Source organism: Burkholderia oklahomensis C6786 (genome assembly GCF_000959365.1).
GTDB classification, from domain to species: domain Bacteria; phylum Pseudomonadota; class Gammaproteobacteria; order Burkholderiales; family Burkholderiaceae; genus Burkholderia; species Burkholderia oklahomensis.
Genome location: NZ_CP009555.1, coordinates 2297569 through 2323494 on the forward strand (window position 1 = coordinate 2297569; position 25926 = coordinate 2323494).

The window sequence follows — 25926 nt, forward strand, 5'->3', positions numbered from 1 at the left end:
GGCGCGCGGAAGTCTGAACGAAAGACGAGAGTACTGAGTGAACGTTTTCTTCGAGGAATCGGGCAGTTTCAAGGCGGGCAGCGTGCTGTCGCGCCAGGGCGACGCGTTTCAGGTCGAATTGCCGGGCGGCCGGCGCGCGAAGGTGCGCGCGAAGGACGTGCTGATCGAATTCGAGAAACCCGCCGCGAACGAGCTGATGCAGCAGGCGGACGAGGCCGCGCAGCAGATCGACCTGGATTTTCTGTGGGAATGCGCGCCCGCCGAGGAATTCGCGTACGCGACGCTCGCTGACGAATATTTCGGCGCGAGCTACGGCCCGGTCGAGCGCGCGGCGCTCGTGCTGCGCCTGCACGGCTCGCCCGTCTATTTTCGTCGCAAGGGGCGCGGCCAGTATCAGCGCGCGCCCGAAGAGCAGCTGAAGATGGCGCTCGCCGCGCTGGAGCGCAAGCGCCAGCAGGCGCTCGTGCAGGCCGGCTACGAAGACGAGCTGAAGGCGGGCAAGCTGCCCGACGCGTTCGCCGGCAAGGCGCTCAACCTCCTGACGAAGCCGGACAAGAACTCGATCGAATACAAGGCGCTCGACGCGGCGGCGCTCGCGCGCGGCGTGTCGCCCGCGCGGCTGATGCTCGACTGCGGCGGCATTCCGTCCGCGCGCGCGCTGCACGAAGCGCGCTTTCTCGCCGAGTACTTTCCGCACGGCACGGGCTTTCCGTCCATCACGGTCGGCAAGCTGCCCGACGACCTGCCGCGTGCGGACGTCGGCGCGTTCTCGATCGACGACATCACGACGACCGAGATCGACGATGCGTTCTCGGTCGAGCATCTGACCGACGGGCGCGTGCGGATCGGCGTGCACATCGCGGCGCCCGCGCTCGGCGTCGTGCGCGGCGACGCGGTCGACGCGGTCGCGCGCGCGCGGCTGTCGACCGTCTACATGCCGGGCGACAAGATCACGATGCTGCCGGACGACGTCGTCGACGTTTTCACGCTGAAGGAGGGCGGCTACCGCCCGGCGCTGTCGCTGTACATCATCGTGAAGCGCGACACGCAGGAGATCGTCGCGAACGAGACGCGCGCCGAATACGTCTACGTGAAGAGCAACCTGCGCCACAACACGCTCGACGAGCTCGTCACCGAGGATGCGCTCGCGGCCGGCACGGGCGACTACCCGCACAAGGACGATATCGCGGTGCTCTGGCCGCTCGCGCAGGCGCTCTTCGAGAAGCGCCAGGTCGCGCGCGCGGGCTACGGGCTCAGGCGCGAAGTGCAGCGCAATACCGATTACAACTTCTACGTCGAAGGCGAGCGCGTGACGATCACGCCGCGCCGGCGCGGTTCGCCGCTCGATCTGATCGTGTCCGAGCTCGCGATCCTCGCGAACTCGACGTGGGGCGCGTTCCTGCACGACCACAGCGTGCCGGGCATCTATCGCACGCAGCGTGCGTTCGGCATGCCGAGCGGGCCGAAGCGCACGCGGATGCAGACGAGCGCCGCGCCGCACGAAGGGCTCGGCGTGCCGCAGTATGCGTGGAGCACGTCGCCGCTGCGCCGCTACGTCGACCTCGTCAATCAATGGCAACTGCTCGCGTGCGTGCAGCACGGCGTGACCGCGAAGCTCGCCGCGCCGTTCAAGCAGAAGGACGCGGATCTGTACGCGGTCGTGCAGGGCTTCGACGATACGTATGCCGCATACGCCGATCATCAGCGCCGGATGGAGTATTTCTGGTGCTTGCGCTGGATCAAGCAGGAAGGCCGCAAGCAGGTGAGCGCGACCGTCGTGAAGGGTGAACTCGTGCGTCTCGACGAAGTGCCGCTGCTGCTGCACGTGCCCGCGCTCGGCGTTCACGCGCGCGGCACGCGCGTGCTGCTCGATGTGATGTCGGTCGACGAACTGACGATCGAGGCATCGGTGCGGCTCCTCAGCGTGCTCGACGCGCCGACGGTGTCGGGCGGCGAGCCGGCCGAGGACGAAGAGGAGGCCGAAGCGGCCGACGACGTGCTGCTCGACGCCGCCGCCGAATCGGCCGAAAGCGAAGCGGAAGCGCTCGCCGAGGCTGGCGGCGCGGCGGGCGGCGAGGGCGACGCGTCCGCAAACGGCGAGGAGCAGCCGAAATGAGCACGACCGTCGAGCCCGCTGCGAACGCGCGCGATCGCTACGCGGTGATCGGCAATCCGATCGCGCACAGCAAGTCGCCGTTCATTCACACGCGCTTTGCCGAACAGACGGGCGAGGCGATTGCGTACACGCATCTGCTCGCGCCGCTCGACGGCTTCGCGGCCGCGGTGCGCGAATTCGCCTCGCAGGGCGGCCGCGGCGTGAACGTCACCGTGCCGTTCAAGCTCGAAGCCTATGCGCTCGCCGACACGCTGTCGCCGCGCGCGGCGGCGGCGGGCGCGGTGAACACGCTGCGCTTCGACGAGAGCGGCATCTTCGGCGACAACACCGACGGCGTCGGTCTCGTGCGCGACATCGAAACGAATCTCGGCGTGAGCCTGACGGGCGCGCGGATCCTGCTGCTCGGCGCGGGCGGCGCGGCGCGCGGCGTCGTGTTGCCGATGCTCGAGCGCGCGCCCGCGTCGCTCACGATCGTCAACCGGACGGCGAGCAAGGCGGAAGAGCTCGTCGGCCAGTTCACGCAAGCCGCGCACGACGCGGGCTGCGTGCTCGCGGGCGGCGGTCCCGAGCGGATCGCGCGCGAGCCTTACGACATGATCGTCAACGCGACGGCGGGCAGCCTCGACGCGGCGCTGCCCGAATGCGACACCGCGGCGTTCGGCCCGGCGACGCTCGCGTACGACATGATGTACGGCGCGCGGCCGACCGTCTTCATGGAGCACGCGGCGGCGCTCGGCGCGCGCGCGGCGGACGGTCTCGGGATGCTCGTCGAGCAGGCGGCGGAATCGTTCTACGTATGGCGCGGCGTGCGGCCCGACAGCGCGCCCGTGCTCGCCGCGCTGCGCGCCGCGCTCGCGGCGTCGGCGGCGCACTGAGCGCGAGAGGCGCAGCGGGGTGCGGAACAGTCCCGTTTCGCGCGGCCCGGGCTTCGCGCCGGCGCGCGGCGCGACCGGTGCGCGCCGGCGCGGTCTCGCGCGCTGGCTCGCATATGCGGGCGGCGTGTTCGCCGGCGCGTGGCTCGCGACGCAGCTCTATTACTTCGCGCAGATCGCGATGTGGACGGTGGTCGATCCGGGTTCGAGCGCGTTCATGCGCGCCGACGCGTGGCGCTTGTCGGCCGCGCGGCCCGCGGTGACGATCCGGCATCAGTGGGTGCCGTACGAGCGGATCTCGCGGAACCTGAAGCGCGCGGTGATCGCATCCGAAGACGCCGATTTCGCGAACAATTCGGGCTACGAAGTGGACGCGATCCTGCAGGCGTGGGAAAAGAACCGTGCGCACGGCCGAATCGTGTCGGGCGGCTCGACGATCACGCAGCAGCTCGCGCGCAATCTGTTCCTGTCCAGTGAGAAGAGCTACATCCGCAAGGGGCAGGAGCTCATCATCACGTGGATGCTCGAAACGCTGCTCGACAAGGAGCGCATCTTCGAGATCTACCTGAACTCGGTCGAATTCGGCCGCGGCGTGTACGGTGCGGAAGCCGCCGCGCAGTACTACTTCCGGATTCCCGCGAGCCGGCTTTCCGCGTGGCAATCGGCGCGCCTCGCGGTGATGCTGCCGAATCCGAAGTATTTCGACACGCACCGCGGCTCGTCTTACCTTGCGCAGCGCGCGGGCGTGATCGCGCGACGGATGGGCGCGGCGGAATTGCCCGCGTCGCAGTGAGCGCGGACGCGCCGCAGCGCGATCGCTTGCCGGCGCGCACCCCCGTCGATCGACGGCGCTTCTTCATGCGGAAGATCAGCGCGCCTTTTGCGGCGCACCATCCCAATATCTGCGCTTCCACAAATCTTTCAAAATCGATACGTCGGGAATTCGGGTAATTACCCGATTTATTTCGATCGTCAAATTAATTTCGCCGCGCAGTGCGAATAAAGCAATAAAAAATCCGCTCCATCGTCGGTTTTGTCTCGATCGTATTGACAAAATGCCGCTCGAAAGCCCGATTCCGTATCGATTTTGGTCAAATGAAAAATCGAATTTGAAAGAATAAAGTAAACCTTATTTCTTTCAAATGTTTCGTCATTTTTCAAATCGAAACTTGTCGCGTATATTGGCCCACGCCTTGGCTTATCGGGCCGAACGAGCAAGGTGGGGGCGCCTATCCGGCCGCTCTAAAAACAACATGAGAGAAGGAAAACGACTATGCCAGCACGTAAGACGAAGCTGTTATTAGCCGCAGTATTCTCTTCGCTGCTCCTCGCAGCGTGCAATGGAGATGACGCGAATCCCGCCGCGAGCGCCGCCGCGAGCGAGAACAGTTCGAGCAGCGCCGACACCTCATCCGGCGCGGACAAACCGTATCAAGATCCCAACCGTTATTCGTCGAGCGCGAGCGCGTCGCTGTCGGCTTCCGCCGCGACCGAGAACGCCGCGATCACGCATCACCAGATCACGTTGAACGGCAAGACGATCAACTACACCGCGACCGCGGGCCACCTGACCGCGCGCAACCCGCAGACGGGCGCGGCCGAGGCGTCGTTCTTTTACGTCGCGTACACGGCGGACAACCAGCCGCTCGGCAAGCGTCCCGTCACGTTCTTCTACAACGGCGGCCCCGGCTCGTCGACGGTCTGGCTGCACCTTGGCTCGTTCGGGCCGAAGCGCCTCGTGACGGGCGATCCGAACGCGAACAGTCCGACGCCGTTCCCGTTCGTCGACAACCAGGAAACGCTCCTCGACACGACCGATCTCGTGTTCGTCGACGCGATCGGCACGGGCTTTTCGGAAGCGATCGCGCCGAACACGAACCAGACGTTCTGGGGCGTCGATCAGGACGGCGGAGCATTTCGCGATTTCGTGATCCGCTACCTGCAGGTGAATCGGCGCAACGATTCGCCGAAGTACCTGTTCGGCGAATCGTACGGCACGCCGCGCACCGACGTGCTCGCGAACCTGCTCGAGACGGCCGGCGTGAAGCTCGACGGGATCGTGCTGCAGTCGTCGATCCTCAACTACAACAGCAACTGCGACATGGCGAGCAACAATGTCGGCAATTCGAACAACGGGTCGAGCGCGATCAGTTGCGCGGGCTTCGTGCCGAGCTACGGCGCGGTCGGCGCGTACTACCGGCTCGACAATCCGAATCCGACGGACCTGCCGCAGTATGCCGACCAGATGCGCCTCCTGACGGCGGGCACGTATTCGCCGGCCGTGAACGCATATCTCGCGAGCAATACGCAGCCGCCGCAGAGCCTCGTGACGACGATGTCGAACTCGACGGGGGCGACCGCTTCGCTGTGGCGCGCGAACTTCAATCTGCTGCCGACCGCGTACGACAACAGCTATCAGCTGGCGCTGATCCCGGGCACGCTGATCGGCCGCTACGACGCGCGCGTGAACGTGCCGACGAACAGCCCGCTCGCATCGGGCGGCGATCCGTCGAGCAGCTTCATCACGAAGCCGTTCACCGACACGATCGGCACCTATTTGCCGAACGTGCTGAAGTACTCGGCGAAGTCGGCCTATGCTGTAGGGAGCAATGCGATCTATACGTGGGACTGGAGTCACGACGGCCTCGACCTGCCCGACACGATTCCGGATCTGGCCACGGCGCTCACGCTCAATCCTTCGCTGAAGGTGCTGTCGTTGAACGGCTATCACGACATCGCGACGCCGTTTTATCAGACGGAACTCGATCTCTCCCGTCTCGGCGCGCAGCCCAATCTGACGATCAAGGACTATCAGGGCGGGCACATGGTCTATCTGGACGATACGTCGCGGCCGCGGGAGAAAGCCGATCTGGTGACGTTCTATGGTGCGACGCCCGTCGCGCAATGACGTCGAACGATGCTTCACCGCCCGTCGCGCTGCGCGCATGATGCGCCGCGCGCGTCGGGCCATGACGACCCCATTTCTCATCGGAGCTGACATGAAAATCCAATCGGCATTCGTGTGGTCGGCGCTGTTCGCCGCGGGCCTCGCGTTCACGCAAGCGGCGTTCGCGCAGGAGGCGGCGAGCGACGCGCGACCCGATCGCCACACGCAGGCGCAACTCGGCGATCCGTACGTGCCGCCCGCCGCGCGCAAGCCGACGGCCGGCACGCAGACGTCGGGCGCCGCGCTGCATGCGCAGGTCGTGCGCAAGCTGCAGCGCCAGTTCGCGGCGGCCGACGCGAACAACACGGGCCTGACCGAAGCGCAGGCGAAGGCAGCGGGCCTCGGCTACGTCGCGAAGAACTTCAAGCAGATCGACGCGAACCGCACGGGACGCGTGTCGTTCTCCGACGTGCAGCGCTACATCCAATCGCAGAGCGCGACACAGAAGTAAGCAAGTCGCGCATCGCTTACCCCACGAGAACCACGGGGTGCGCATCGAACGGGCTCAGCCGGACACTCGGCTCAGCCCGTTTTTTCATGCGCGACCGGCTCGCGGGAACGATTGGAATTCCCAATATATGAGCGCCGCACTCAAATATTGGAGATGGCGGCGCGCCCCCCTACAATCCGAAGCACATCGACACGCTTCGGCAGATGCGCAATCGTCGCGAACCCGACGGCTCGCGTGTCTGAATTGCCGGAGTTCATTGCACCATGAACAAAACGCCCATGACGCTTGCCTTGAACGGCGCGACAGCCGTCCATCCCGATGCGTCCGATACGTCCGACGCGACGCTCGCCGACAGCATCGGCGCGACGAGCACGCCGCTCGATCTCGCCGCGCAGCAGGCGGGCACGCAAACGCTGCTGCGCGGCCTTGCGATCCTCGAGGCGGTCGCGGGCGGCGCCCGCGACATGCGCGCGATCGGCGCCGCGCTCGGCACGACGCGCAGCACGACGCACCGCCTCGTCAGCAGCCTCGTGCAGGCGCGCTATCTGCGCCAGGTGCAAGGCGGCTATCTGCTCGGTCCGAAGCTGATCGAGCTCGGCACGATCGCGCTCGAGCAGATGCCGCTCACGGCGGTCGCGCGCCCGCATCTCGAAGCGCTCGCGCAAGCGACGCTCGACACGATCCACCTCGGCGTGCGCGACGGCGACGACGTGCTTTACATCGACAAGATTCCCGGCACGCGCGGCCTCGAGATGCGCTCGCGGATCGGCCACCGGATGCCGCTCGCGTCGACGGGGATCGGCAAGGCGATGATGCTCGACCTCGATCCGGACACGTGGCGCTCGCTGTTCGACGCGTCGAAGCGCGCGCTCGCGGGCGTGAACTTCAAGCCGGATCGCCGTCCGGACATCGGCACGTTCCTGCAGCGGATGGCGCACTACGCGGCGGGCGGCTACACGTTCGATCTCGAGGAGAACGAAACGTCGATTCGCTGCGTCGCCGCGCCGGTGCGCGACGCGTCGGGCGCGATCGTCGCCGCGCTGTCGGTCGCGAGCACGATTCCCTACATGTCGCTCGACCGGATGAACGAACTCGTGCCGCTCGTGCAGCGCGGCGCGCGCGCGATTTCGGCCGACCTAGGCTGGAGCGCGCCGCAGGCGACGCGCAGGATCAAGCGATGAGCGCACACGCGATCACGCCCGCGCTGATCGGGCTCGACTGGGGGACGACGTCGCTGCGCGCGTACCTGTTCGACGCCGACGGCTCGGTGCTCGACACGCGCGCGTTCGCGGCCGGCGTGATGAGCCTGCCCGGCGCGGCGGGCGAATCGCCGTCGCAGGCGTTCGATGCCGCGTTCGAGCGCGCTTGCGGCGCATGGCTCGACCGCACGCCGCACGTGCCGGCGCTCGCGTCCGGGATGGTCGGCAGCGCGCAGGGCTGGCGCGAGGCGCCTTACGTGACGATGCCGGCCGATGCCGATGCGTTCGCGTCGAGCCTCGTGCGGCTTCGCACCGCGCGCGGCTCGGCGCTCGCGATCGTGCCGGGCGCGCTCGAGCCGGGCGAACTGCCGGACGTGATGCGCGGCGAGGAAACGCAGATCGTCGGCACGCTCGCCGCCGAGCCGTCGCTTGCGCACGAACGCACTGGCGCGCTGATCGGCCTGCCCGGCACGCACGCGAAATGGGCGTGGGTGCGCGACGGGCGCATCGAGTGGTTTCGCACGTACATGACGGGCGAGCTGTTCGCCGCGCTGCGCGGGCACACGATTCTCGGCCGCACGATGCAGCCGGGCGATGCGCCGGACTGGGCGGCGTTCGTGCGCGGCGTGCGGATCGCACGGCGCAAGCGCAGCGAAGGATTGCTCGCGACGCTGTTCAGCACCCGCACGCTCGGGCTGACCGGGCAGCTCGCGCCGCGGGCCCAGGGCGACTATTTGTCCGGACTGCTGATCGGTCACGAGCTGAACGCGCTCGATGCGTTGCTGGACGGCCACGGCGCATCGCTTGCGGCGCTGGCGCCGCGCCTCGTCGGGGACGGCGCGTTGTGCGACCGCTACCGGCGCGCGCTCGCCGAATTCGATTGCGACGATGCGCGCATCGTCGAACGCGCGTCCGAGCGCGGCCTGTGGCGCATCGCGACGCAGGCGGGGCTCGTCGGCGCGGCAGGCGGCGCCGTCCTTGCGCCGCAGTAGACGCGCACGCGTCTCGATACGAAGTTGCTGGAGGAGATGATGTCAATGGATGCCGAAGCACGCCGTTTTCCCGCGCCGTACGCGCCGCATCGCGGGCTGATGCGCGCGTTCGACGCGTGTCCGCTGATCGCGATCCTGCGCGGGCTCACGCCCGCCGACGCGGCGGCGCACGGCGCCGCGCTGTACGAAGCGGGCTTTCGCATCGTCGAGGTGCCGCTCAATTCGCCCGACCCGTTCGACAGCATCGCCGCATTGCGCGCCGCGCTGCCCGCCGACGCGATCGTCGGCGCGGGCACGGTGCTGCGCGCCGAATACGTCGACGAAGTCGTGCGCGCGGGCGGCGAGCTGATCGTGATGCCGCATGCGGACGGCGACGTCGTGCGCCGCGCGAAGACGCTCGGCATCGCATGCGCGCCCGGCGTCGCGACGCCGACCGAGGCGTTCGCCGCGCTCGCGAACGGCGCGGACGTGTTGAAGATGTTTCCCGCCGAGCAGCTCGGCCAGTCCGCCGTGAAGGCGTGGCGCGCGGTGATCGACGCGCGGGTGCCGCTCGTGCCGGTCGGCGGGATCACGCCCGAGAACATGGGCCCGTATCTCGCGGCGGGTGCGAACGGCTTCGGCCTCGGCTCGGCGCTGTATGCGCCCGGACAGGCGCCCGCCGTCACCGCTTCGCACGCGCAGGCGTTCGTCAAGGGATGGCGGATTGCGCGCAAGGGAGCGGCGCGGTGAACCGGCTCGCGGGCAAGGTCGCGCTCGTGACGGGCGCGGGACGCGGCATCGGCGCTGCTGTCGCGCGCGCGTTCGTGCGCGAAGGCGCGGCCGTCGCGCTCGCGGAGCTCGATGCGGCGCTCGCCGAAGAGACGGCCGACGCGATCGGGCGCGACGTCGCCGATGCGCGCGTGCTCGCGATACGGACGGACGTCACGCAAGCCGAGTCGATGTCGGCCGCGGTTGCGCAGGCGGCGCGCGCATTCGGCCCGCTCGACGTGCTCGTCAACAACGCCGGCATCAACGTGTTTCGCGATCCGCTCGCGCTCACCGACGACGATTGGCGGCGCTGCTTCGCGGTCGATCTCGACGGCGTCTGGAACGGTTGTCGCGCGGCGTTGCCGGGGATGGTCGAGCGCGGGCGCGGCAGCATCGTGAACATCGCGTCGACGCATGCGTTCAAGATCATTCCCGGCTGCTTTCCGTATCCGGTCGCGAAGCACGGCGTGCTGGGCCTGACGCGCGCGCTCGGCATCGAGTACGCGCCGCGCAATGTGCGCGTAAACGCGATCGCGCCGGGCTACATCGAGACGCGGGCGACGCACGACTGGTGGAACGCGCAGCCCGACCCGCAGGCCGCGCGGCGCGAGACGCTCGCGCTGCAGCCGATGAAGCGGATCGGGCAGCCGGACGAAGTCGCGATGACCGCGGTGTTCCTCGCGTCGGACGAGGCGCCGTTCATCAACGCGAGCTGCATCACGATCGACGGCGGCCGATCGGTGCTGTACCACGACTGATTCATTCGCGCGGTCGTCCCGCCAGGGATGCACGACGTGCGAAGGCGGCGCGCGACGGTCGCACGCGCCGCGTCGAGACGACGAAGCGGCCGACAGATCCGGTGACGGAGACAACAAGGAGACAAGCAACATGAAACGCAGAATGTTCATCACGCTGGCGGCAGCGGCAGCGGCGACGGTCGCGGCGGCGGGACTGTCCGCGCACGCGGCCGAGCCCGTGAAGATCGGCTTCCTCGTCAAGCAGCCGGAGGAGCCGTGGTTCCAGGACGAATGGAAATTCGCCGAAATGGCCGCGAAGGAGAAGGGCTTCACGCTCGTGAAGATCGGCGCGCCGTCCGGCGAGAAGGTGATGAGCGCGATCGACAATCTCGCCGCGCAGAAAGCGCAAGGCTTCATCATCTGCACGCCCGACGTGAAGCTCGGACCGGGCATCGTCGCGAAGGCGAAGTCGCACGGCCTGAAGATGATGACGGTCGACGACCGACTCGTCGACGGCGCGGGCAAGCCGATCGAATCGGTCCCGCACATGGGCATCTCCGCGTACGACATCGGCAAGCAGGTCGGCAGCGGGATCGCGGCCGAGATCAAGAAGCGCGGCTGGAACATGAGCGAAGTCGGCGCGATCGACATCACGTACGAGCAGTTGCCGACCGCGCACGACCGCACGACGGGCGCAACCGACGCGCTCGTCGCCGCGGGCTTTCCGAAGGCGAACGTGATCGCCGCGCCGCAGGCGAAGACCGACACCGAGAACGCGTTCAACGCGGCGAACATCGCGCTCACGAAGAATCCGCAGTTCAAGCACTGGGTCGCGTACGGCCTCAACGACGAAGCGGTGCTCGGCGCGGTGCGCGCGGCGGAAGGGCGCGGCTTCAAGGTGGCCGACATGATCGGCATCGGCATCGGCGGCTCGGACTCGGCGCTCAACGAGTTCAAGAAGCCGCAGCCGACGGGCTTCTTCGGCACCGTGATCATCAGCCCGAAGCGGCACGGCGAAGAGACGTCCGCGCTGATGTACACGTGGATCACGCAAGGCAAGGAGCCGCCGCTTCTCACGCTGACGACGGGCATGCTCGCGACGCGCGAGAACGTCGGCCACGTGCGCGAGACGATGGGGCTCGCGTCGAAGTGAGCGGCGTTCGCCGCGCCCGCGATGCGGGCGTCGCGCGACGCGCGGCGCTCGAGGCGGAGAACGCGGCGATGCGGCGAAATGGCAATACGGATGGCAGGAGACGGAGGCGACGTGGCTGCGGCACTGCGTTTTGACAATATCGGCAAGGTCTTTCCCGGCGTGCGCGCGCTCGACGGCATCTCGTTCGACGTGCGCGCGGGGCAGGTCCACGGCCTGATGGGCGAGAACGGCGCGGGCAAGTCGACGCTGCTCAAGATTCTCGGCGGCGAATATCAGCCCGATTCGGGCCGCGTGCTCGTCGACGGGCAGGCGATGCGGTTTCCGAGCGCCGCCGCGTCGATCGCGGCGGGCATCGCGGTGATCCATCAGGAGCTGCAGTACGTGCCCGATCTGACGGTCGCCGAAAACCTGCTGCTCGGCCGGCTGCCGAGCGCGCTCGGCTGGGTCAGGAAGAGCGAGGCGCAGCGCTTCGTGCGCGAGCGGCTCGCCGCGATGGGCGTCGATCTCGATCCGCAGGCGAAGCTGCGCCGCCTGTCGATCGCGCAGCGCCAGATGGTCGAGATCTGCAAGGCGCTGCTGCGCAACGCGCACGTGATCGCGCTCGACGAGCCGACGAGCTCGCTGTCGCACCGCGAGACCGAGGTGCTTTTCAAGCTCGTCGGCGATCTGCGGCGCGACGGCCGCGCGCTCATCTACATCTCGCACCGGATGGACGAGATCTATCGGCTCTGCGATGCGTGCACGATCTTTCGCGACGGCCGGCAAGTCGCGTCGCACGCGTCGCTCGCGAACGTGCCGCGCGAGACGCTCGTGCGCCAGATGGTCGGCCGCGAGATCAGCGACATCTATCACTATGAGCCGCGCGAGCTCGGCGGCGTGCGTCTGTCGGCGCGCGGGCTCGAAGGCGGCGCGCTGCGGGCGGGCGCGAGCTTCGACGTGCGCGCGGGCGAGATCGTCGGCTTCTTCGGGCTCGTCGGCGCGGGGCGCAGCGAGCTGATGCGCGTGATCTACGGCGCGGACCGCCGCACGGGCGGCGCGCTCACGCTCGACGGCAAGCTGCTCGACATCCGCTCGACGCGCGATGCGATTCGCCACGGGATCGTGCTGTGTCCCGAGGATCGCAAGGAAGAGGGGATCGTCGCGCACGCGTCGGTCGCCGAGAACATCAACATCAGTTGCCGCCGTCATGCGCTGCGCGCGGGCCTCTTCCTCGATCGCAAGCTCGAGGCGCAGACCGCCGAGCGCTTCATCAAGCTGCTGAAGATCAAGACGCCTAACCGTCGGCAGAAGATCCGCTTCCTGTCGGGCGGCAATCAGCAGAAGGCGATTCTCGCGCGCTGGCTCGCCGAGCCGGATCTGAAGGTCGTGATCCTCGACGAGCCGACGCGCGGCATCGACGTCGGCGCGAAGCACGAGATCTACGGCGTGATCTACGAGCTCGCGAAGCGCGGCTGCGCGATCGTGATGGTGTCGTCCGAGCTGCCGGAAGTGCTCGGCGTATCGGACCGCATCGTCGTGATGCGCGAAGGGCGGATCGCGGGCGAGCTCGCGCGCGGCGAAGCGAACGAAGAGGCGGTGCTGAATCTCGCGCTGCCGCAGGGCGCGACCGCGCGCGCCGCGTGACAGGCGGCGCGCGATCGGCGCGCAACGGTTCCGCGCAACGGTTCGCGGCGGGCAGGACGACTGATTCGGAAATCGGAGACGCGGGCGGCGCAGCCGCCCGGCAGAGGAGCACACGACATGCAAGCGAGAGAGAATCTTCCACAAGCCGCGGCGCACGCGGCGGTTGCACCGGCCGAAGACCGGCAGCGCTGGCGGCAGCACGTCGCCGACTACAGCCTCGTTGCGATCTTCGCGGTGATGTTCGCCGCGATGTCGCTGACGGTCGATCATTTCTTCTCGATCGACAACATGCTCGGCCTCGCGCTGTCGATCTCGCAGATCGGGATGGTCGCGTGCACGATGATGTTCTGCCTCGCGTCGCGCGATTTCGACCTGTCGATCGGCTCGACGGTCGCGTTCGCCGGCGTGCTGTGCGCGATGGTGCTCAACGCGACCGACAACACGTTCGTCGCGATCGCCGCCGCGGTCGCGGCGGGCGCGGTCATCGGCTTCGTCAACGGCGCGGTGATCGCATATCTGCGGATCAACGCGCTGATCACGACGCTCGCGACGATGGAGATCGTGCGCGGGCTCGGCTTCATCGTGTCGAAGGGGCAGGCGGTCGGCGTGTCGTCGGAGACGTTCATCGCGCTGGGCGGCCTGTCGTTTCTCGGCGTGTCGCTGCCGATCTGGGTGACGCTCGTGTGCTTCGTCGTGTTCGGCGTGCTGCTCAATCAGACCGTGTATGGCCGCAACACGCTCGCGATCGGCGGCAATCCGGAAGCGTCGCGGCTCGCCGGGATCAACGTTGAGCGCACGCGCGTCTACATCTTTCTGATCCAGGGCGCGGTGACCGCGCTCGCGGGCGTGATCCTCGCGTCGCGGATCACCTCGGGCCAGCCGAACGCCGCGCAAGGCTTCGAGCTGAACGTGATCTCCGCATGCGTGCTGGGCGGCGTGTCGCTCGCGGGCGGACGCGCGTCGATCTCGGGCGTCGTGATCGGCGTGCTGATCATGGGCACCGTCGAGAACGTGATGAACCTGCTCAACATCGATGCGTTCTACCAATATCTCGTGCGCGGCGCGATCCTGCTCGCCGCCGTGCTGCTCGATCAATTGAAGAATCGCGGCGCACGCGATTGATCGCCTCGACCGTTTTTTCGGGAATGGACAGATGAGTGACATTTCTTCGCATCACGAATCGAGCGGCGCGCGCGATGCGCAGGACGGGCAGGACGTGCCGGATGTGCGTTACGCGCGCTATCCGAGCCTCGCCGGCCGCACGGTGCTGATCACGGGCGGCGCGACCGGCATCGGCGCGTCGTTCGTCGAGCACTTCGCGCGGCAGGGTGCGCGCGTCGCGTTCGTCGACCTCGATGCGCGAGCGGGCGAAGCGCTCGCCGCGCGATTGGCCGATGCGGCGCACGCACCCGCGTTCGTCGCGTGCGATCTCACCGACGTCGCAGCGCTGCGCGGCGCGATCGACACGATCCGCGCGCATATCGGTCCGATCGCGGTGCTCGTCAACAACGCGGCGAACGACGCGCGCCACGCGATTCGGGACGTGACGCCCGAATCGTTCGACGCCGGCATCGCCGTGAACCTGCGCCATCAGTTCTTCGCCGCGCAGGCGGTGATCGACGACATGAAACAGCTGGGCGGCGGCGCGATCGTCAATCTCGGCTCGATCAGCTGGATGCTGAAGAACACGGGCTATCCGGTCTACGCGACCGCGAAGGCGGCGGTGCAGGGGCTGACGCGCGCGCTCGCGCGCGAGCTCGGGCCGTTCGGGATTCGCGTGAACTCACTCGTGCCCGGCTGGGTGATGACCGACAAGCAGCGCCGGCTGTGGCTCGACGATGCGGGCCGTGCGGCGATCAAGGCGGGGCAGTGCATCGACGCCGAGCTGCTGCCCGGCGATCTCGCGCGGATGGCGCTCTTTCTCGCCGCGGACGACAGCCGGATGATCACCGCGCAGGACGTCGTCGTCGACGGCGGGTGGGCGTGACATTCGTTCGGATGACGAAGCTCGACGGAAGCAGGAGGACTGAATCATGACGGCGACGCACTCTCGCCCCTTGACCGCCGATACGGTGCAGACCTTGCGGACGCGCACTGCGCGGCGTGCGGCCGCCGCACACCTGGTGAGTCCGGGGCCGCAGACTTCGCAGATCGCGCGCGGCGCGGGCGTGGCCGATGCGCAGATCGCGACGCTCGCGAACGACGTGCTGCGGCTCGACGTCGCGCCACATCTGGGCGGAGGCGTCACGCGCTTCGACTGGCGCGGCGACGGCGTGCTCACGCCGATTTTCCGCCGCTGCGACGCGCCCGGCGCGCGCACCGATCCGAACGAGCTCGCGTGCTATCCGCTGCTGCCGTATTCGAACCGGATCGGCGGCGGGCGCTTCGAGTGCGACGGGCGGCTCGTGCGCGTGCCGCGCAATCGCACGACCGAGCCGCTGCCGATCCACGGCGACGGCTGGCTCGCGCGCTGGCGGCTCGACGATGCGGCCGACACGCAATTGTGCCTGTCGCTCGATCGCAGCGAAGGCGCGCCGTACGCCTATCGGGCGACGCAGGTCTATGCGCTCGACGGCGCGACGCTGACGATCGCGCTCGCGATCGAGAACACGGGCGCGGCGCGCTTGCCGTTCGGGCTCGGCGTGCATCCGTTCATCGTGCGCGACGCGTCGACCGAGCTTGCGGCGGCCGCGAGCGGGCTGTGGCTGTCGACGCCCGATTGGCTGCCGTCGCGCCATGTCGGCGCGCCGGCGGCGTGGCGCTTCGGCATTGCGTATCCGCTGCCGGACACGCTCGTCAATCACGCGTTCACCGGCTGGGGCGGCGGCGCGACGATCGCATGGCCGCGGCGCCGGCTCGCGCTGACGGTCACGTCCGACGCCGACTGTTACGTGCTGTATACGCCGCCCGGCGAGCCGTTCTTCTGCTTCGAGCCTGTCGATCATCCGATCGATGCGGTGAATCTGCCGGGCGGCGGCGCCGCGCACGGGATGACGCTGCTCGCGCCGGGCGAGCGTCTGATGCGGCGTTTCCGTTTCACGGTCGCGCGTACCGATGCGCGCGCGGCGCCTGCGGCGCGTGAGCCGAAGCGGCGGTCGAGCGCGTAGAAAAGGCCGATATCGTCGACGTGCGCGTGCGCGTGCGCGTGTGCGTCGGGCGCGAGACAAGGCGAGATGAGCGCGGCGCGTTCTACGTCGCCGGCGCGATCGGTTCGGACATAACCTGGCTCGACCGGCCGCACTCGCTTGCTCGACCGGCCCGAACCCGATCCGCTTGCGCATTCGGCGTCGATTCGATCGCGAGAATCCGCGTCGCGCCGTCACGCAACGCGCCCGACGGCGACGCCGGCGCGCCCGGCGCCATCCCGCCCGCGCGATTCCCGATCCCGACGCAGGTAAAATACGCGCCTTCCCAACCGCTTAGCCGCGAGTGAGCGCCATGTCTTCCACGCCTACCTTCATCGAATCGCTGCGCGCCGCCTGGCAGCGCACGAATTCGCTGCTGTGCGTCGGTCTCGATCCGGAGCCGACGAAGTTTCCCGCGGGGTTCGAGAACCAGCCCGATGCGATCTTCGATTTCTGCCGCGAGATCGTCGACGCGACCGCGCCGTTCGCGAGCGCGTTCAAGCCGCAGATCGCGTACTTCGCCGCGCATCGCGCCGAAGACCAGCTCGAGCGGCTGATTGCGCACATCCATCTGCAGCATCCCGGCCTGCCCGTGATCCTCGACGCGAAGCGCGGCGACATCGGCAGCACCGCCGAGCAGTATGCGCGCGAGGCGTTCGAGCGCTATCGCGCGGACGCGGTGACGGTCAATCCTTACATGGGCTTCGATTCGATCGAGCCGTATCTCGCCCACGAGGACAAGGGCGTGATCGTGCTGTGCCGCACGTCGAATCCGGGCGGCTCGGACCTGCAGTTTCTCGAGACGGGCGGCCGGCCGCTCTACCAGGTCGTCGCCGATCTCGCGGCGAACAAGTGGAACGCGAAGACGGGCCAGCTCGCGCTCGTCGTCGGCGCGACGTTCCCGAAGGAGATCGAGGCGGTGCGCGGGATCGTCGGCGACATGCCGCTCCTGATCCCCGGCATCGGCGCGCAGGGCGGCGACGTCGCGGCGACGGTCGCCGCGGGCCGCACGGCCGACGGCACCGGGATGATGATCAACTCGTCGCGCGCGATCCTGTACGCGAGCCGCGACGACGACTTCGCCGACGCGGCCGCGCGCGCCGCGCAACAGACCCGCGATACGATCAACGCGCATCGCTGAGCGTCGCTGCCGCGCTTGCCGGCGTCCGGCGCGCAACGCCTGGCGTCGGCGGGGGCGGCGGCGCGTTTTCACGCTGACAGGCATCGCGCGCGGCGCATCCCGCGCGGCCTGCGCCGCGCGCGAATAAGTCGAGTCGCTTCGGCGCACGCCGGGAAATAGCGAATCCGCGAATCCTGCGACAAATTCGTGATCTCGCCATTCCTGATGAATCCGACGACGCGGCACGAAGGCAGGCTCGGCTCGATCGCCCGTGGAAGAAGCCCATGCTCGTCGCGGACGACACGCCAAAGTCCGACGGCTACGCGCTGCGCGACGCGACCGACGTCGAGCACGGCGGCATGCGCGTGACGGGCGACAAGAAGAACGAGCCGATGAAGGAGATCCGCGCGTGGTCGGACGAATCCGCCGCGCGGCAAAAGGCGCTCGGACAGCCCGCGACCGCGAGCCGCAACGGGATCGTCGTCGAGCCGGACGCGATCCGGTGATGGCAACGCCCGCCGCCGCGCGGGCGGCGGCGCTTCAGCGCTCCTGCTCGTCGAGCAGCTTGATGAGGCCGCGCAGCGCGTGCGTGGCCGCCTGCACGCGGATCTGCTCGCGGTCGCCCTTGAACACGAGCGTTTCGACCGACGTGTGCAGCCGGTTGCTCCAGCCGAACGACACGGTGCCGACGGGCTTGTGCTCGGAGCCGCCGCCCGGCCCGGCGATGCCGGTGACGGCGAGCGCGACCTGTGCGCGGCTGTTGCGCAGCGCGCCTTCGACCATCGCGCGCGCGACGGGCTCGCTGACCGCGCCGTGCTTGTCGATCAGATCGGCGGGCACGCCGATCATCTCGGTCTTCGCGAGATTCGAATAGGTGACGAAGCCGCGCTCGAACCAGCCGCTGCTGCCGGAGATGTCGGTGATCGCGGTCGCGATCATGCCGCCCGTGCAGGACTCGGCGGTGGCGAGCGTCAGGTGTTCGTCGCGCAGCTTGTTGCCGACGCGGATCGCGAGCTGATGGACGACGGAATCGGTTGGCATGCGGGAAGATCCGGTGCGAACGGCAGTAAACGAGAGCGGGACGGCGTCACTCGACGAACGAGCGCCACAGCGCGATCACGAAGAGCGTCATCAGCGCGGCGATCAGGTCGTCGAACATGATGCCAAAGCCGCCTTTCAAATTCCGGTCGAAGTAGCGGATGGGCGGCGGCTTCACCATGTCGAAGAAGCGGAACACGACGAACGCCCACAACTGCTCGACGAACGTCGCGGGCGTGACGAGCAGCATCACGAGCCAGATCGCGACGATCTCGTCCCAGACCGCGGGGCCCGGGTCGGCGATGCCCATCTTCTTCGCGGTGAAGCCCGTCATCCAGATGCCGGCGACGAAGCCGACGACGATGAGCGCCCACCATTCGGGCACGGTCAGGTAGCGGTTCAGCGCGACGAACGTGAGCCAGCCGAACAGCGTGCCGAACGTGCCGGGCATGAATGGCGCGAGGCCGCTGCCGAGGCCGAGCGACACGATGTGGACCGGGTGCGAGAACATGAAGCCCACGGTCGCGCGGCGTCGCGCGATCTTCTGCGAATCCTGCGGCGCGGGCGCCGGGCCGGGCTGGCCGGAGGAATCGGCGGGACGGGGCGTCGGGTCAGTTGGCATGGAAATGATCGAAACCGTGCAGCGTGAGCGAAAGCGGCGCGCCCGACGCGTCGCGCCAGGTCACGGCGGGCGCGTCCGTCGGCGCGGACAAGCCGCGTATTGTACCGATCCGCGTGACGGGCACGCCCGCGCGCGCGCCGGCCGCCTCGATCGCGGTGCGCGCGGACGGCGCGGCCGTGAAGCACAGCTCGTAGTCGTCGCCGCCTTCGAGCATGCAGCGGCGCTGCACGTCGGCGGGCAGCGTCGCGAGCGCGGCCGAGCGCGGCACCGCGTCGACGTCCACATCCGCGCACGCGTTCGAGCGCTCGAGGATGTGCTGCAGATCGCCCGCGAGGCCGTCCGACACGTCGAGCGCCGCGTGCGCGATGCCCGCGAGCGCGACGCCGAGCGCGACGCGCGGCTCCGGCCGCTCGAGCGCCTGGCGGAACGCGGCGGCCTCGCGCTCGCCCGCGCGCCATTCGCCGCGGATCGCGCCGAGGCCCGCGCGCGCGTCGCCGAGCGTGCCGGACACCCACACGTCGTCGCCGTCGCGTGCGGCATCGCGACGCAGCGCGGCGTCGGCCTCGACGTCGCCGAACACGGTGACGCACAGATTGAGCGGCCCGCTCGTCGTGTCGCCGCCGATCAGCTCGCAGCCGTGGCGGTCCGCGAGCGCGAAGAGGCCGTCGGCGAACGCCTCGAGCCAATCGGCGTCGGCGCGCGGCAGCGCACACGCGAGCGTGAACGCGCGCGGCGCCGCGCCCATCGCGGCCAGGTCGGACAAATTGACGGCGAGCGTCTTGTGGCCGAGCGCGCGCGGATCGACGTCGGCGAGAAAGTGCCGGCCTTCGACCAGCATGTCCGTCGAAATCGCCAGCATCTTGCCCGGTTGCGGCGCAAGCAGCGCGCAATCGTCGCCGATGCCGAGCGCGGCGCGCGCATGCGGCCCCTTCGCGCGGCGCGCGAAGAAGCGGTCGATCAACGAGAATTCCGAAAGAGGGGGATGGGCCACGGGCGCGGGTGTCCGAGCGTTGAGATGACGCCCATTGTAAGGCGCTTCGCGTCGGCGTCCGGCGTGGCGGCGGCCCGCGCGCGGCGGATTCATGACGTTTCGGTCGCGGCTGTCGAACCCTAATCGGCGATTTTGGGTGTGGGATTGGCGCTACAATGCGCCGAACAGGTATTCTAATCCGCAGCCCCCCGTAGAGACACATGTCCACCACGTCCTCCTCTTCCAAAGAAAAGCTCCGCGAAGCCGCCCTCGACTACCACGAATTCCCGACGCCGGGCAAAGTTGCGATCGCGCCGACCAAGCAGATGATCAACCAGCGCGATCTCGCGCTCGCCTATTCGCCGGGCGTCGCGTTCGCGTGCGAGGAGATCGTCGAGAACCCGCTGAACGCCGCGCGCTTCACCGCGCGCAGCAATCTCGTCGGCGTCGTGACGAACGGCACCGCGGTGCTCGGCCTCGGCAACATCGGCCCGCTCGCGTCGAAGCCGGTGATGGAAGGCAAGGCCGTCCTCTTCAAGAAGTTCGCCGGGATCGACGTGTTCGACATCGAGCTCAACGAGTCCGATCCGCACAAGCTCGTCGACGTGATCGCCGCGCTCGAACCGACGTTCGGCGGGATCAACCTCGAGGACATCAAGGCGCCGGACTGCTTCATCGTCGAGCGCGAAAGCCGCAAGCGGATGAAGATTCCCGTGTTCCACGACGACCAGCACGGCACGGCGATCGTCGTCGCGGCGGCGGTCACGAACGGGCTGAAGGTCGTCGGCAAGAGCATCAAGGAGGTCAAGCTCGTCGCGTCGGGCGCAGGCGCCGCGGCGCTCGCGTGTCTCGACCTGCTCGTCGACCTCGGCCTGCCGATCGAGAACATCACGGTCACGGACCTGGCGGGCGTCGTCTACAAGGGCCGCACCGAGCTGATGGATCCGGACAAGGAGCGTTTCGCGCGCGAAACCGGCGGGCGCACGCTGTCGGACGTGATCGGCGGCGCGGACATTTTCCTCGGCCTGTCGGCGGGCGGCGTGCTGAAGGCGGACATGGTGAAGGGGATGGCCGAGCGGCCGCTGATCCTCGCGCTCGCGAATCCGACTCCGGAAATCCTGCCGGAAGTCGCGCTCGAAGTGCGGCCGGACGCCGTGCTCGCGACGGGCCGCACCGACTATCCGAACCAGGTCAACAACGTCCTGTGCTTCCCGTTCATCTTCCGCGGCGCGCTCGACGTCGGCGCGACGACGATCACGCGCGAGATGGAGATCGCCGCCGTCAATGCGATCGCCGAGCTCGCGCAGCAGGAGCAGAGCGACATCGTCGCGACCGCTTACGGGATCCAGGATCTGTCGTTCGGTCCCGAATATCTGATTCCGAAGCCGTTCGATCCGCGCCTCATCGTGAAGATCGCGCCCGCCGTCGCGCAGGCGGCGATGGACGGCGGCGTCGCGACTCGTCCGATCGAGGACATGGACGCGTACAAGGTCCACCTGCAGCAGTTCGTCTACCACAGCGGCACGACGATGAAGCCGGTGTTCCAGCTCGCGCGCAGCGCGCCCGCCGAGAAGAAGCGGGTGGTGTTCGCGGAAGGCGAGGAAGAGCGCGTGCTGCGCGCGGTGCAGATCGTCGTCGACGAGAAGCTCGCGAAGCCGATCCTGATCGGCCGGCCGACCGTGATCGAGCACCGGATCCAGCGCTACGGCCTGCGTCTCACGCCGGGCGTCGACTTCACGATCGTCAACACCGAGCACGACGAGCGCTACCGCGATTTCTGGCAGACCTACTTCAAGATGATGTCCCGCAAGGGCATCAGCGAGCAGCTCGCGCGCGTCGAAATGCGCCGCCGCACGACGCTGATCGGCTCGATGCTCGTCAAGAAGGGCGAAGCGGACGGGATGATCTGCGGCACGATCAGCACGACGCACCGCCATCTGCACTTCATCGACCAGGTGATCGGCAAGCGCGAGGGCTGCAGCGTGTACGGCGCGATGAATGCGCTCGTGCTGCCGGGCCGCCAGATTTTCCTCGTCGACACGCACGTGAACGTCGATCCGACCCCGGAGCAACTGGCCGAGATCACGATCATGGCGGCGGAAGAAGTGCGCCGCTTCGGCATCGAGCCGAAGGTCGCGCTGCTGTCGCACTCGAACTTCGGCACGAGCAACGCGCCTTCCGCGCAGAAGATGCGCGATACGCTCGCGATCCTGCACGAGCGCGCGCCGGAGCTGCAAGTCGACGGCGAGATGCACGGCGACGTCGCACTCGATGCGGCGCTGCGCAAGGAAATCCTGCCGGAATCGACGCTCGAGGGCGAAGCGAACCTGCTCGTGCTGCCGAACATCGACGCGGCGAACATCGCGTACAACCTGCTGAAGACGGCCGCCGGCAACAACATCGCAATCGGGCCGATCCTGCTCGGCGCGGCGCAGCCGGTGCACGTGCTGACCGAGTCGGCGACGGTGCGCCGGATCGTCAACATGACGGCGCTGCTGGTTGCCGACGTGAACGCTGCGCGTTGAGCGAAATTGCCGGTAGATAAAAAAACGGCGCGCCCATTGCGGGCGCGCCGTCGGGCATGGCGGAGATAGCGCCTTCCCGAAGCCGACGACGCCACCCTTGGGCCGCAAGAGGCGGCGAGGAGGCAGAAACCCGCCGCAGCTGACGCCGTCTCGGTAATTTTACCCTATATAAGTTACTTTTATCTTGTAAAAGATAAAAAATAGCGTCAACGAGTGCCATTTATTCCTTTCATTTGCCTAACGAGCATTGATTCCCGCGTGCATTAGCGCTACGCTTACGCCTTTCTTGGTCGTCAACTTATTGATTTAACAGCGGGAACCTTCGTTTATGGCACGCAAGTGGCTCCGCAACGGCGCGCTCGCGTCCGTCTTCGCGATCGTCGCGATAGGCAACATCGGCGTTTCGCCGGGCAGTCTGGTTTCCGCCGCATACGCACGGGAAGCCGCCGCGGTAAATGGGGCGGCAGCGCAGGTCGACACGGTCCCCGCGTCCCGGTTGCCGCGCGAGGCAGCGACCACGCTGAGCCTGATCGCCGCAGGCGGCCCCTATCCGTACGAGAAAGACGGTGCGGTATTCGGCAACTACGAACGGATTTTGCCGAAGATGCGGCGCGGCTATTACCACGAGTACACCGTGCCGACGCCGAGGGCCCGCAATCGCGGTGCACGGCGCATTGTCTGTGGCGGTCCCTTGAGGCGCGTCGACAATTGTTATTACACCGGCGACCACTACAACAGTTTCAAACGTATCGTTGATTGACTTCGGGATGAGCGGCATGAGCGACAACATCTACGCGCGCGACACGACGGCTGCGGCGGATCTTTTCGCGGCCGGCGACGGCAACCTGTTTCAGCGCGTCATGCAGATGCGCATGGCGGCGCACGCCGGCGGAGCGCCTGACGACGGCGCGGCCAGCCCCGGGCTTTCATCCATCGAGGAGCCTATGAGCCTTTTTGCGACCGTGCGACCGAATCTCGTGCAGTCGATCCGTGCATTTCGCGTGCAGGATCTCGCCGACGAAGCGAATCAGCTCGGCCAGCATTTCCTGTATGCGTATTGCGGGAATGCCCAATCGAAGCAGGAAGTGCTGGAAACGATCGCGACATCGTTCCTGTTTCCGAAGCACTTCGGCAAGAACTACGACGCGCTGTACGACTGCCTGACGGACCTCGTCCACAAGGCGGGCACGCAGCCCGGTTTCGTGATCGTGCTCGAAGCGCTGCCGATCGCGCACAAATTCGACAAGGAAGGGCGCGAGACGCTGCTCGACGTGTTCCGCGAAGCGGCGGAATTCTGGGCCGAGCGCAAGGTCGCGTTCCGCGTCTTCTACTCGTTCGCCTGAGCCGGCGCGGCAGCCGGCTTCAGCCCGCAAGACGCGAAGGCCCGCATGCAGCGGGCCTTTTCTTTGGGTGTTGTCGTCATCCGATCCGCGACGCGCAGCGGCGGCTTCGCGTTACCACCCGCCCCAGCGCGCGGCGAGCGCGGCGAGCATCGCGATCCCGGCCGTTTCGGTGCGCAGCACGCGCGGGCCGAGCAGGATCGACGCGAAGCCGCGCTCACGCGCGGCCTCCTCTTCGTCCGGCGCGAGTCCGCCTTCCGGGCCGATCAGCAGCGTGACGCCGCCCGCGGGCGGCATGCCCGGCAGATCGGCGAAGCCGACGCTCGCGCGCGGCGACAGCATCAGGCGCAGCTCGTCGGGCGCCGGCGCGGCGGGCAGGGCGGCGAGCCACGCGTGGATATCGCGGACGGGCGCGACGTCCGGCACGCGATTGCGCCCGCACTGCTCGCACGACGCGCGCACGACGCCCTGCCAATGCGCGACGCGCTTTTGCGCGCGCTCGCCGGACAGGCGCACGACGCCGCGCGCGGTCGACAGCGGCGCGATCGCCGCCGCGCCCAGCTCGACCGCCTTCTCGATCAGCCAATCCATCTTGTCGCCGCCCGCGATGCCCTGCGCGAGCGTGATCCGGTACGGCGCCTCGACGTCGGCGGGCGTGAACGCGCCGATGCGCACGAGCGCCGCGCGCTTGTCGAGTTCGACGAATTCCGCCCGATACTGGCCGCCCGCGCCGTTGAAGAGCGTGACCGCATCGCCCGCCGCGAGGCGCAGCACCTGGACGTGACGCGCGACGTCGGCGGGCAGCGCGAGCGTCGCGTCGCTTTGCAGCTCGGCGTCGACGAAAAAGCGCGGAATGGCGGACGTGCTCGTCGTCATGCGGCAATGCGCCGCGCGAGCGCCCAGCGGTAGCCGTCGAGATCCTCGATCTGCGCGAAGCGATCGCCCCAGAACTGGTCTTGCGGCGCGGTCAGCGATTTCGCGCCCGCGTCGAGCGCGCGCCGGTAGGTCGCATCGACATCGTCGACGTACAGATAGAACGACTGCGGCGCGGTCGCGCCTGAATTTTTCGGCGTGCGGGCCGTCGAGCCGAACGCGCCCTCGGGCGCGAACATCACGATCAGCTGGCCGCGGTACGACATCTCGACGTGCATGATCGCGCCGTCTTCGTCGATCAAGTCGCGCTTTTCGAAGCCGAACGCGTCGCTAAAAAATTGAATCGACGCCTGCGCGCTGCGCACCGTCAGATAAGGGGTCAACCAAGGCACGTCGGCCGGCCGTGGGTCGGTCATACGGGTTCTCCTGCGGGAAAGGCGGATGCTTCGCCGAACTTAGCGATGCATGCCGAGAGTATCGCGCAGCACGCGCGGCAGCGTGAAGAGCGCGGGATGCAGCTTCGCGTCGTAGAAGCGCAATCCGTCGATGCGCCGCTCGGCGAGCCGCTCTTCGACGTCATGCGAGAACAGCGACGCCGCGTCGAGCGCATCGCTCGCGATCGCCATCAGCCATGGCGAGCCGTACAGCGGCACGTGCGCGCACAGCGGCGCGACGACCGCGAAGCGCGTGCGCAGCGCGGCGAGCAGCGCCGTGATGCGCGCCCCGTGGAAGAGCGGCGAGCCGAGGTGCAGCGACACCGCGCCTTGCGGCGTCAGGATGCGCTTCAGGTGCGCGTAGAACTCGGGCGTGTAGAGGCTCGCGGCGGGGGAGTCGGGCGGCGTCAGGTCGAACACCGCGAGGTCGAAGTGCTCGCATGCGTGGTCGACGTAGCGCGCGGCGTCGCCGATCACGAGCTCGACGCGCGGATCGTCGAGCGCGCCCTGATGGACGTCGCCGAGAAAGCGGCGCGCCATGTCGACGACGGCCGGATCGAGCTCCGCGACGACGATCCGCTCGATGCACGGATGCTTGAGCAACTGGCGCGCGGCGCCGCCGTCGCCGCCGCCCAGCACGAGCGCTTTCCTGGGCGCCGGGTGCGCGAGCGCGGCCGGGTGCGTCATGCACTCGTGATAGACGAATTCGTCGCCGACCGACGTCATCGGCCGGCCGTCGAGCGTGAAGAGCCGTCCGAGCAGCGACGTTTCCCACACCTCGATTTCCTGATGCTCGGATGCGATGCGCGCGAGCCGCCGGGCGTTCGGAAAGCCGTAGGCGACGTCGGGGGTCGGGTGGAAGAGGAGGGTGGAGCTCAAGGCGGCGGGTGCGGCTGGCGGGGCGGTTCCGATGGTGGGAATTATAGAGGGTGGGAAGGCGGACGAGAAACCGCGCGGCCGGGCGGATTCGGACAAGGCTTGCACGGAGGGCATCTGTTAAAATGACAAGCTTTGCAGCCTCGTCCGTTTGCTCGTCCGCTTC

General features: G+C 68.1%; 25 protein-coding genes. 19 read left to right on the top strand and 6 right to left on the bottom strand.

The window, feature by feature from the left end; all coding sequences use genetic code 11:
- Window positions 1–37 precede the first annotated feature (37 nt).
- From BG90_RS10385 to BG90_RS10460, 16 genes are all read left to right on the top strand, one after another.
- Window positions 38–2116: a ribonuclease catalytic domain-containing protein gene (locus tag BG90_RS10385; protein ID WP_010122143.1), complete on the top strand. Its 2079-nt coding sequence runs from the start codon at window positions 38–40 to the stop codon at window positions 2114–2116.
- Entirely contained in the window at window positions 2113–2991 is an 879-nt protein-coding gene (gene aroE, locus BG90_RS10390) for a shikimate dehydrogenase (protein WP_045568130.1), read from the top strand. Before BG90_RS10385 ends, aroE begins: the two co-directional genes overlap by 4 nt.
- 19 nt (window positions 2992–3010) lie before the next feature.
- The gene (gene mtgA, locus BG90_RS10395) at window positions 3011–3781 is read left to right on the top strand and encodes a monofunctional biosynthetic peptidoglycan transglycosylase (protein WP_038802761.1); all 771 of its coding nucleotides are present in this window, start codon (window positions 3011–3013) and stop codon (window positions 3779–3781) included.
- 480 nt (window positions 3782–4261) lie between these two features.
- Window positions 4262–5896 (top strand): S10 family peptidase, encoded by a 1635-nt coding sequence (locus BG90_RS10400; RefSeq protein ID WP_025990003.1) that lies wholly within the window; start codon window positions 4262–4264, stop codon window positions 5894–5896.
- A gap of 91 nt (window positions 5897–5987) precedes the next feature.
- Window positions 5988–6386, top strand: a complete 399-nt coding sequence (locus BG90_RS10405; RefSeq protein WP_010117109.1) for an EF-hand domain-containing protein — start codon at window positions 5988–5990, stop codon at window positions 6384–6386.
- 263 nt (window positions 6387–6649) lie between these two features.
- Entirely contained in the window at window positions 6650–7567 is a 918-nt protein-coding gene (locus BG90_RS10410; RefSeq protein ID WP_025990002.1) for an IclR family transcriptional regulator, read from the top strand.
- The gene (locus tag BG90_RS10415) at window positions 7564–8577 is read left to right on the top strand and encodes a 2-dehydro-3-deoxygalactonokinase (RefSeq protein ID WP_010106498.1); all 1014 of its coding nucleotides are present in this window, start codon (window positions 7564–7566) and stop codon (window positions 8575–8577) included. Before BG90_RS10410 ends, BG90_RS10415 begins: the two co-directional genes overlap by 4 nt.
- A gap of 39 nt (window positions 8578–8616) precedes the next feature.
- Complete coding sequence (locus BG90_RS10420; protein WP_025990001.1) at window positions 8617–9306, top strand: 2-dehydro-3-deoxy-6-phosphogalactonate aldolase; 690 nt, start codon at window positions 8617–8619, stop codon at window positions 9304–9306.
- The gene (locus BG90_RS10425; protein WP_025990000.1) at window positions 9303–10082 is read left to right on the top strand and encodes an SDR family oxidoreductase; all 780 of its coding nucleotides are present in this window, start codon (window positions 9303–9305) and stop codon (window positions 10080–10082) included. The genes BG90_RS10420 and BG90_RS10425 overlap by 4 nt, the downstream gene beginning before the upstream one ends.
- 130 nt (window positions 10083–10212) lie before the next feature.
- Window positions 10213–11214, top strand: coding sequence for an arabinose ABC transporter substrate-binding protein (locus tag BG90_RS10430; protein WP_025989999.1), 1002 nt, complete (start codon window positions 10213–10215; stop codon window positions 11212–11214).
- A 111-nt stretch (window positions 11215–11325) separates the two neighbouring features.
- A complete protein-coding gene (gene araG, locus BG90_RS10435; protein ID WP_010117106.1) occupies window positions 11326–12837 on the top strand; it encodes an L-arabinose ABC transporter ATP-binding protein AraG in 1512 nt (503 codons plus the stop codon).
- Window positions 12838–12954: 117 nt separating this feature from the next.
- Entirely contained in the window at window positions 12955–13959 is a 1005-nt protein-coding gene (gene araH, locus BG90_RS10440; RefSeq protein ID WP_010106490.1) for an L-arabinose ABC transporter permease AraH, read from the top strand.
- Window positions 13960–13999: 40 nt separating this feature from the next.
- Entirely contained in the window at window positions 14000–14824 is an 825-nt protein-coding gene (locus BG90_RS10445; RefSeq protein WP_025989998.1) for an SDR family NAD(P)-dependent oxidoreductase, read from the top strand.
- A 46-nt stretch (window positions 14825–14870) separates the two neighbouring features.
- Window positions 14871–15944, top strand: coding sequence for an aldose 1-epimerase (locus tag BG90_RS10450; RefSeq protein ID WP_025989997.1), 1074 nt, complete (start codon window positions 14871–14873; stop codon window positions 15942–15944).
- A gap of 331 nt (window positions 15945–16275) precedes the next feature.
- The gene (gene pyrF / locus BG90_RS10455; RefSeq protein WP_010106477.1) at window positions 16276–17103 is read left to right on the top strand and encodes an orotidine-5'-phosphate decarboxylase; all 828 of its coding nucleotides are present in this window, start codon (window positions 16276–16278) and stop codon (window positions 17101–17103) included.
- Window positions 17104–17366: 263 nt separating this feature from the next.
- Window positions 17367–17588, top strand: a complete 222-nt coding sequence (locus tag BG90_RS10460) for a hypothetical protein (protein ID WP_010106475.1) — start codon at window positions 17367–17369, stop codon at window positions 17586–17588.
- Between the two features lie 34 nt (window positions 17589–17622).
- Here the strand turns inward: BG90_RS10460 and BG90_RS10465 are convergent, their stop codons facing one another.
- The 3 genes from BG90_RS10465 to thiL are packed head-to-tail and all read right to left on the bottom strand — an operon-like array spanning window position 17623 to window position 19733.
- Window positions 17623–18123: a CinA family protein gene (locus tag BG90_RS10465; protein WP_010106473.1), complete on the bottom strand. Its 501-nt coding sequence runs from the start codon at window positions 18121–18123 to the stop codon at window positions 17623–17625.
- Window positions 18124–18169: 46 nt separating this feature from the next.
- The gene (locus BG90_RS10470) at window positions 18170–18742 is read right to left on the bottom strand and encodes a phosphatidylglycerophosphatase A family protein (RefSeq protein WP_010117102.1); all 573 of its coding nucleotides are present in this window, start codon (window positions 18740–18742) and stop codon (window positions 18170–18172) included.
- Window positions 18732–19733 (bottom strand): thiamine-phosphate kinase, encoded by a 1002-nt coding sequence (gene thiL, locus BG90_RS10475; RefSeq protein WP_038802920.1) that lies wholly within the window; start codon window positions 19731–19733, stop codon window positions 18732–18734. Before thiL ends, BG90_RS10470 begins: the two co-directional genes overlap by 11 nt.
- A 200-nt stretch (window positions 19734–19933) precedes the next feature.
- Between thiL and BG90_RS10480 the strand changes: the two genes are divergently transcribed.
- From BG90_RS10480 to BG90_RS10490, 3 genes are all read left to right on the top strand, one after another.
- A complete protein-coding gene (locus BG90_RS10480) occupies window positions 19934–22237 on the top strand; it encodes an NADP-dependent malic enzyme (protein ID WP_010111224.1) in 2304 nt (767 codons plus the stop codon).
- 328 nt (window positions 22238–22565) lie between these two features.
- Entirely contained in the window at window positions 22566–22997 is a 432-nt protein-coding gene (locus BG90_RS10485) for a ribonuclease (RefSeq protein ID WP_010106463.1), read from the top strand.
- A 16-nt stretch (window positions 22998–23013) separates the two neighbouring features.
- Window positions 23014–23580 carry a barstar family protein gene (locus BG90_RS10490; RefSeq protein ID WP_010106462.1) on the top strand — a complete coding sequence of 189 codons (567 nt, stop codon included), beginning with the start codon at window positions 23014–23016 and terminating at the stop codon, window positions 23578–23580.
- A gap of 111 nt (window positions 23581–23691) precedes the next feature.
- On the opposite strand, the gene BG90_RS10495 is transcribed toward BG90_RS10490, so the two are convergent.
- From BG90_RS10495 to speE, 3 genes are read right to left on the bottom strand one after another with little or no spacing between them, the layout of a single operon-like run.
- On the bottom strand, window positions 23692–24453 hold the full coding sequence (locus BG90_RS10495) for a 16S rRNA (uracil(1498)-N(3))-methyltransferase (RefSeq protein WP_010117098.1): 762 nt from the start codon (window positions 24451–24453) through the stop codon (window positions 23692–23694).
- Window positions 24450–24866, bottom strand: coding sequence for a VOC family protein (locus tag BG90_RS10500; RefSeq protein ID WP_010117097.1), 417 nt, complete (start codon window positions 24864–24866; stop codon window positions 24450–24452). The genes BG90_RS10495 and BG90_RS10500 overlap by 4 nt, the downstream gene beginning before the upstream one ends.
- 39 nt (window positions 24867–24905) lie before the next feature.
- Complete coding sequence (gene speE, locus BG90_RS10505) at window positions 24906–25763, bottom strand: polyamine aminopropyltransferase (protein ID WP_010117096.1); 858 nt, start codon at window positions 25761–25763, stop codon at window positions 24906–24908.
- Window positions 25764–25926 lie beyond the last annotated feature (163 nt).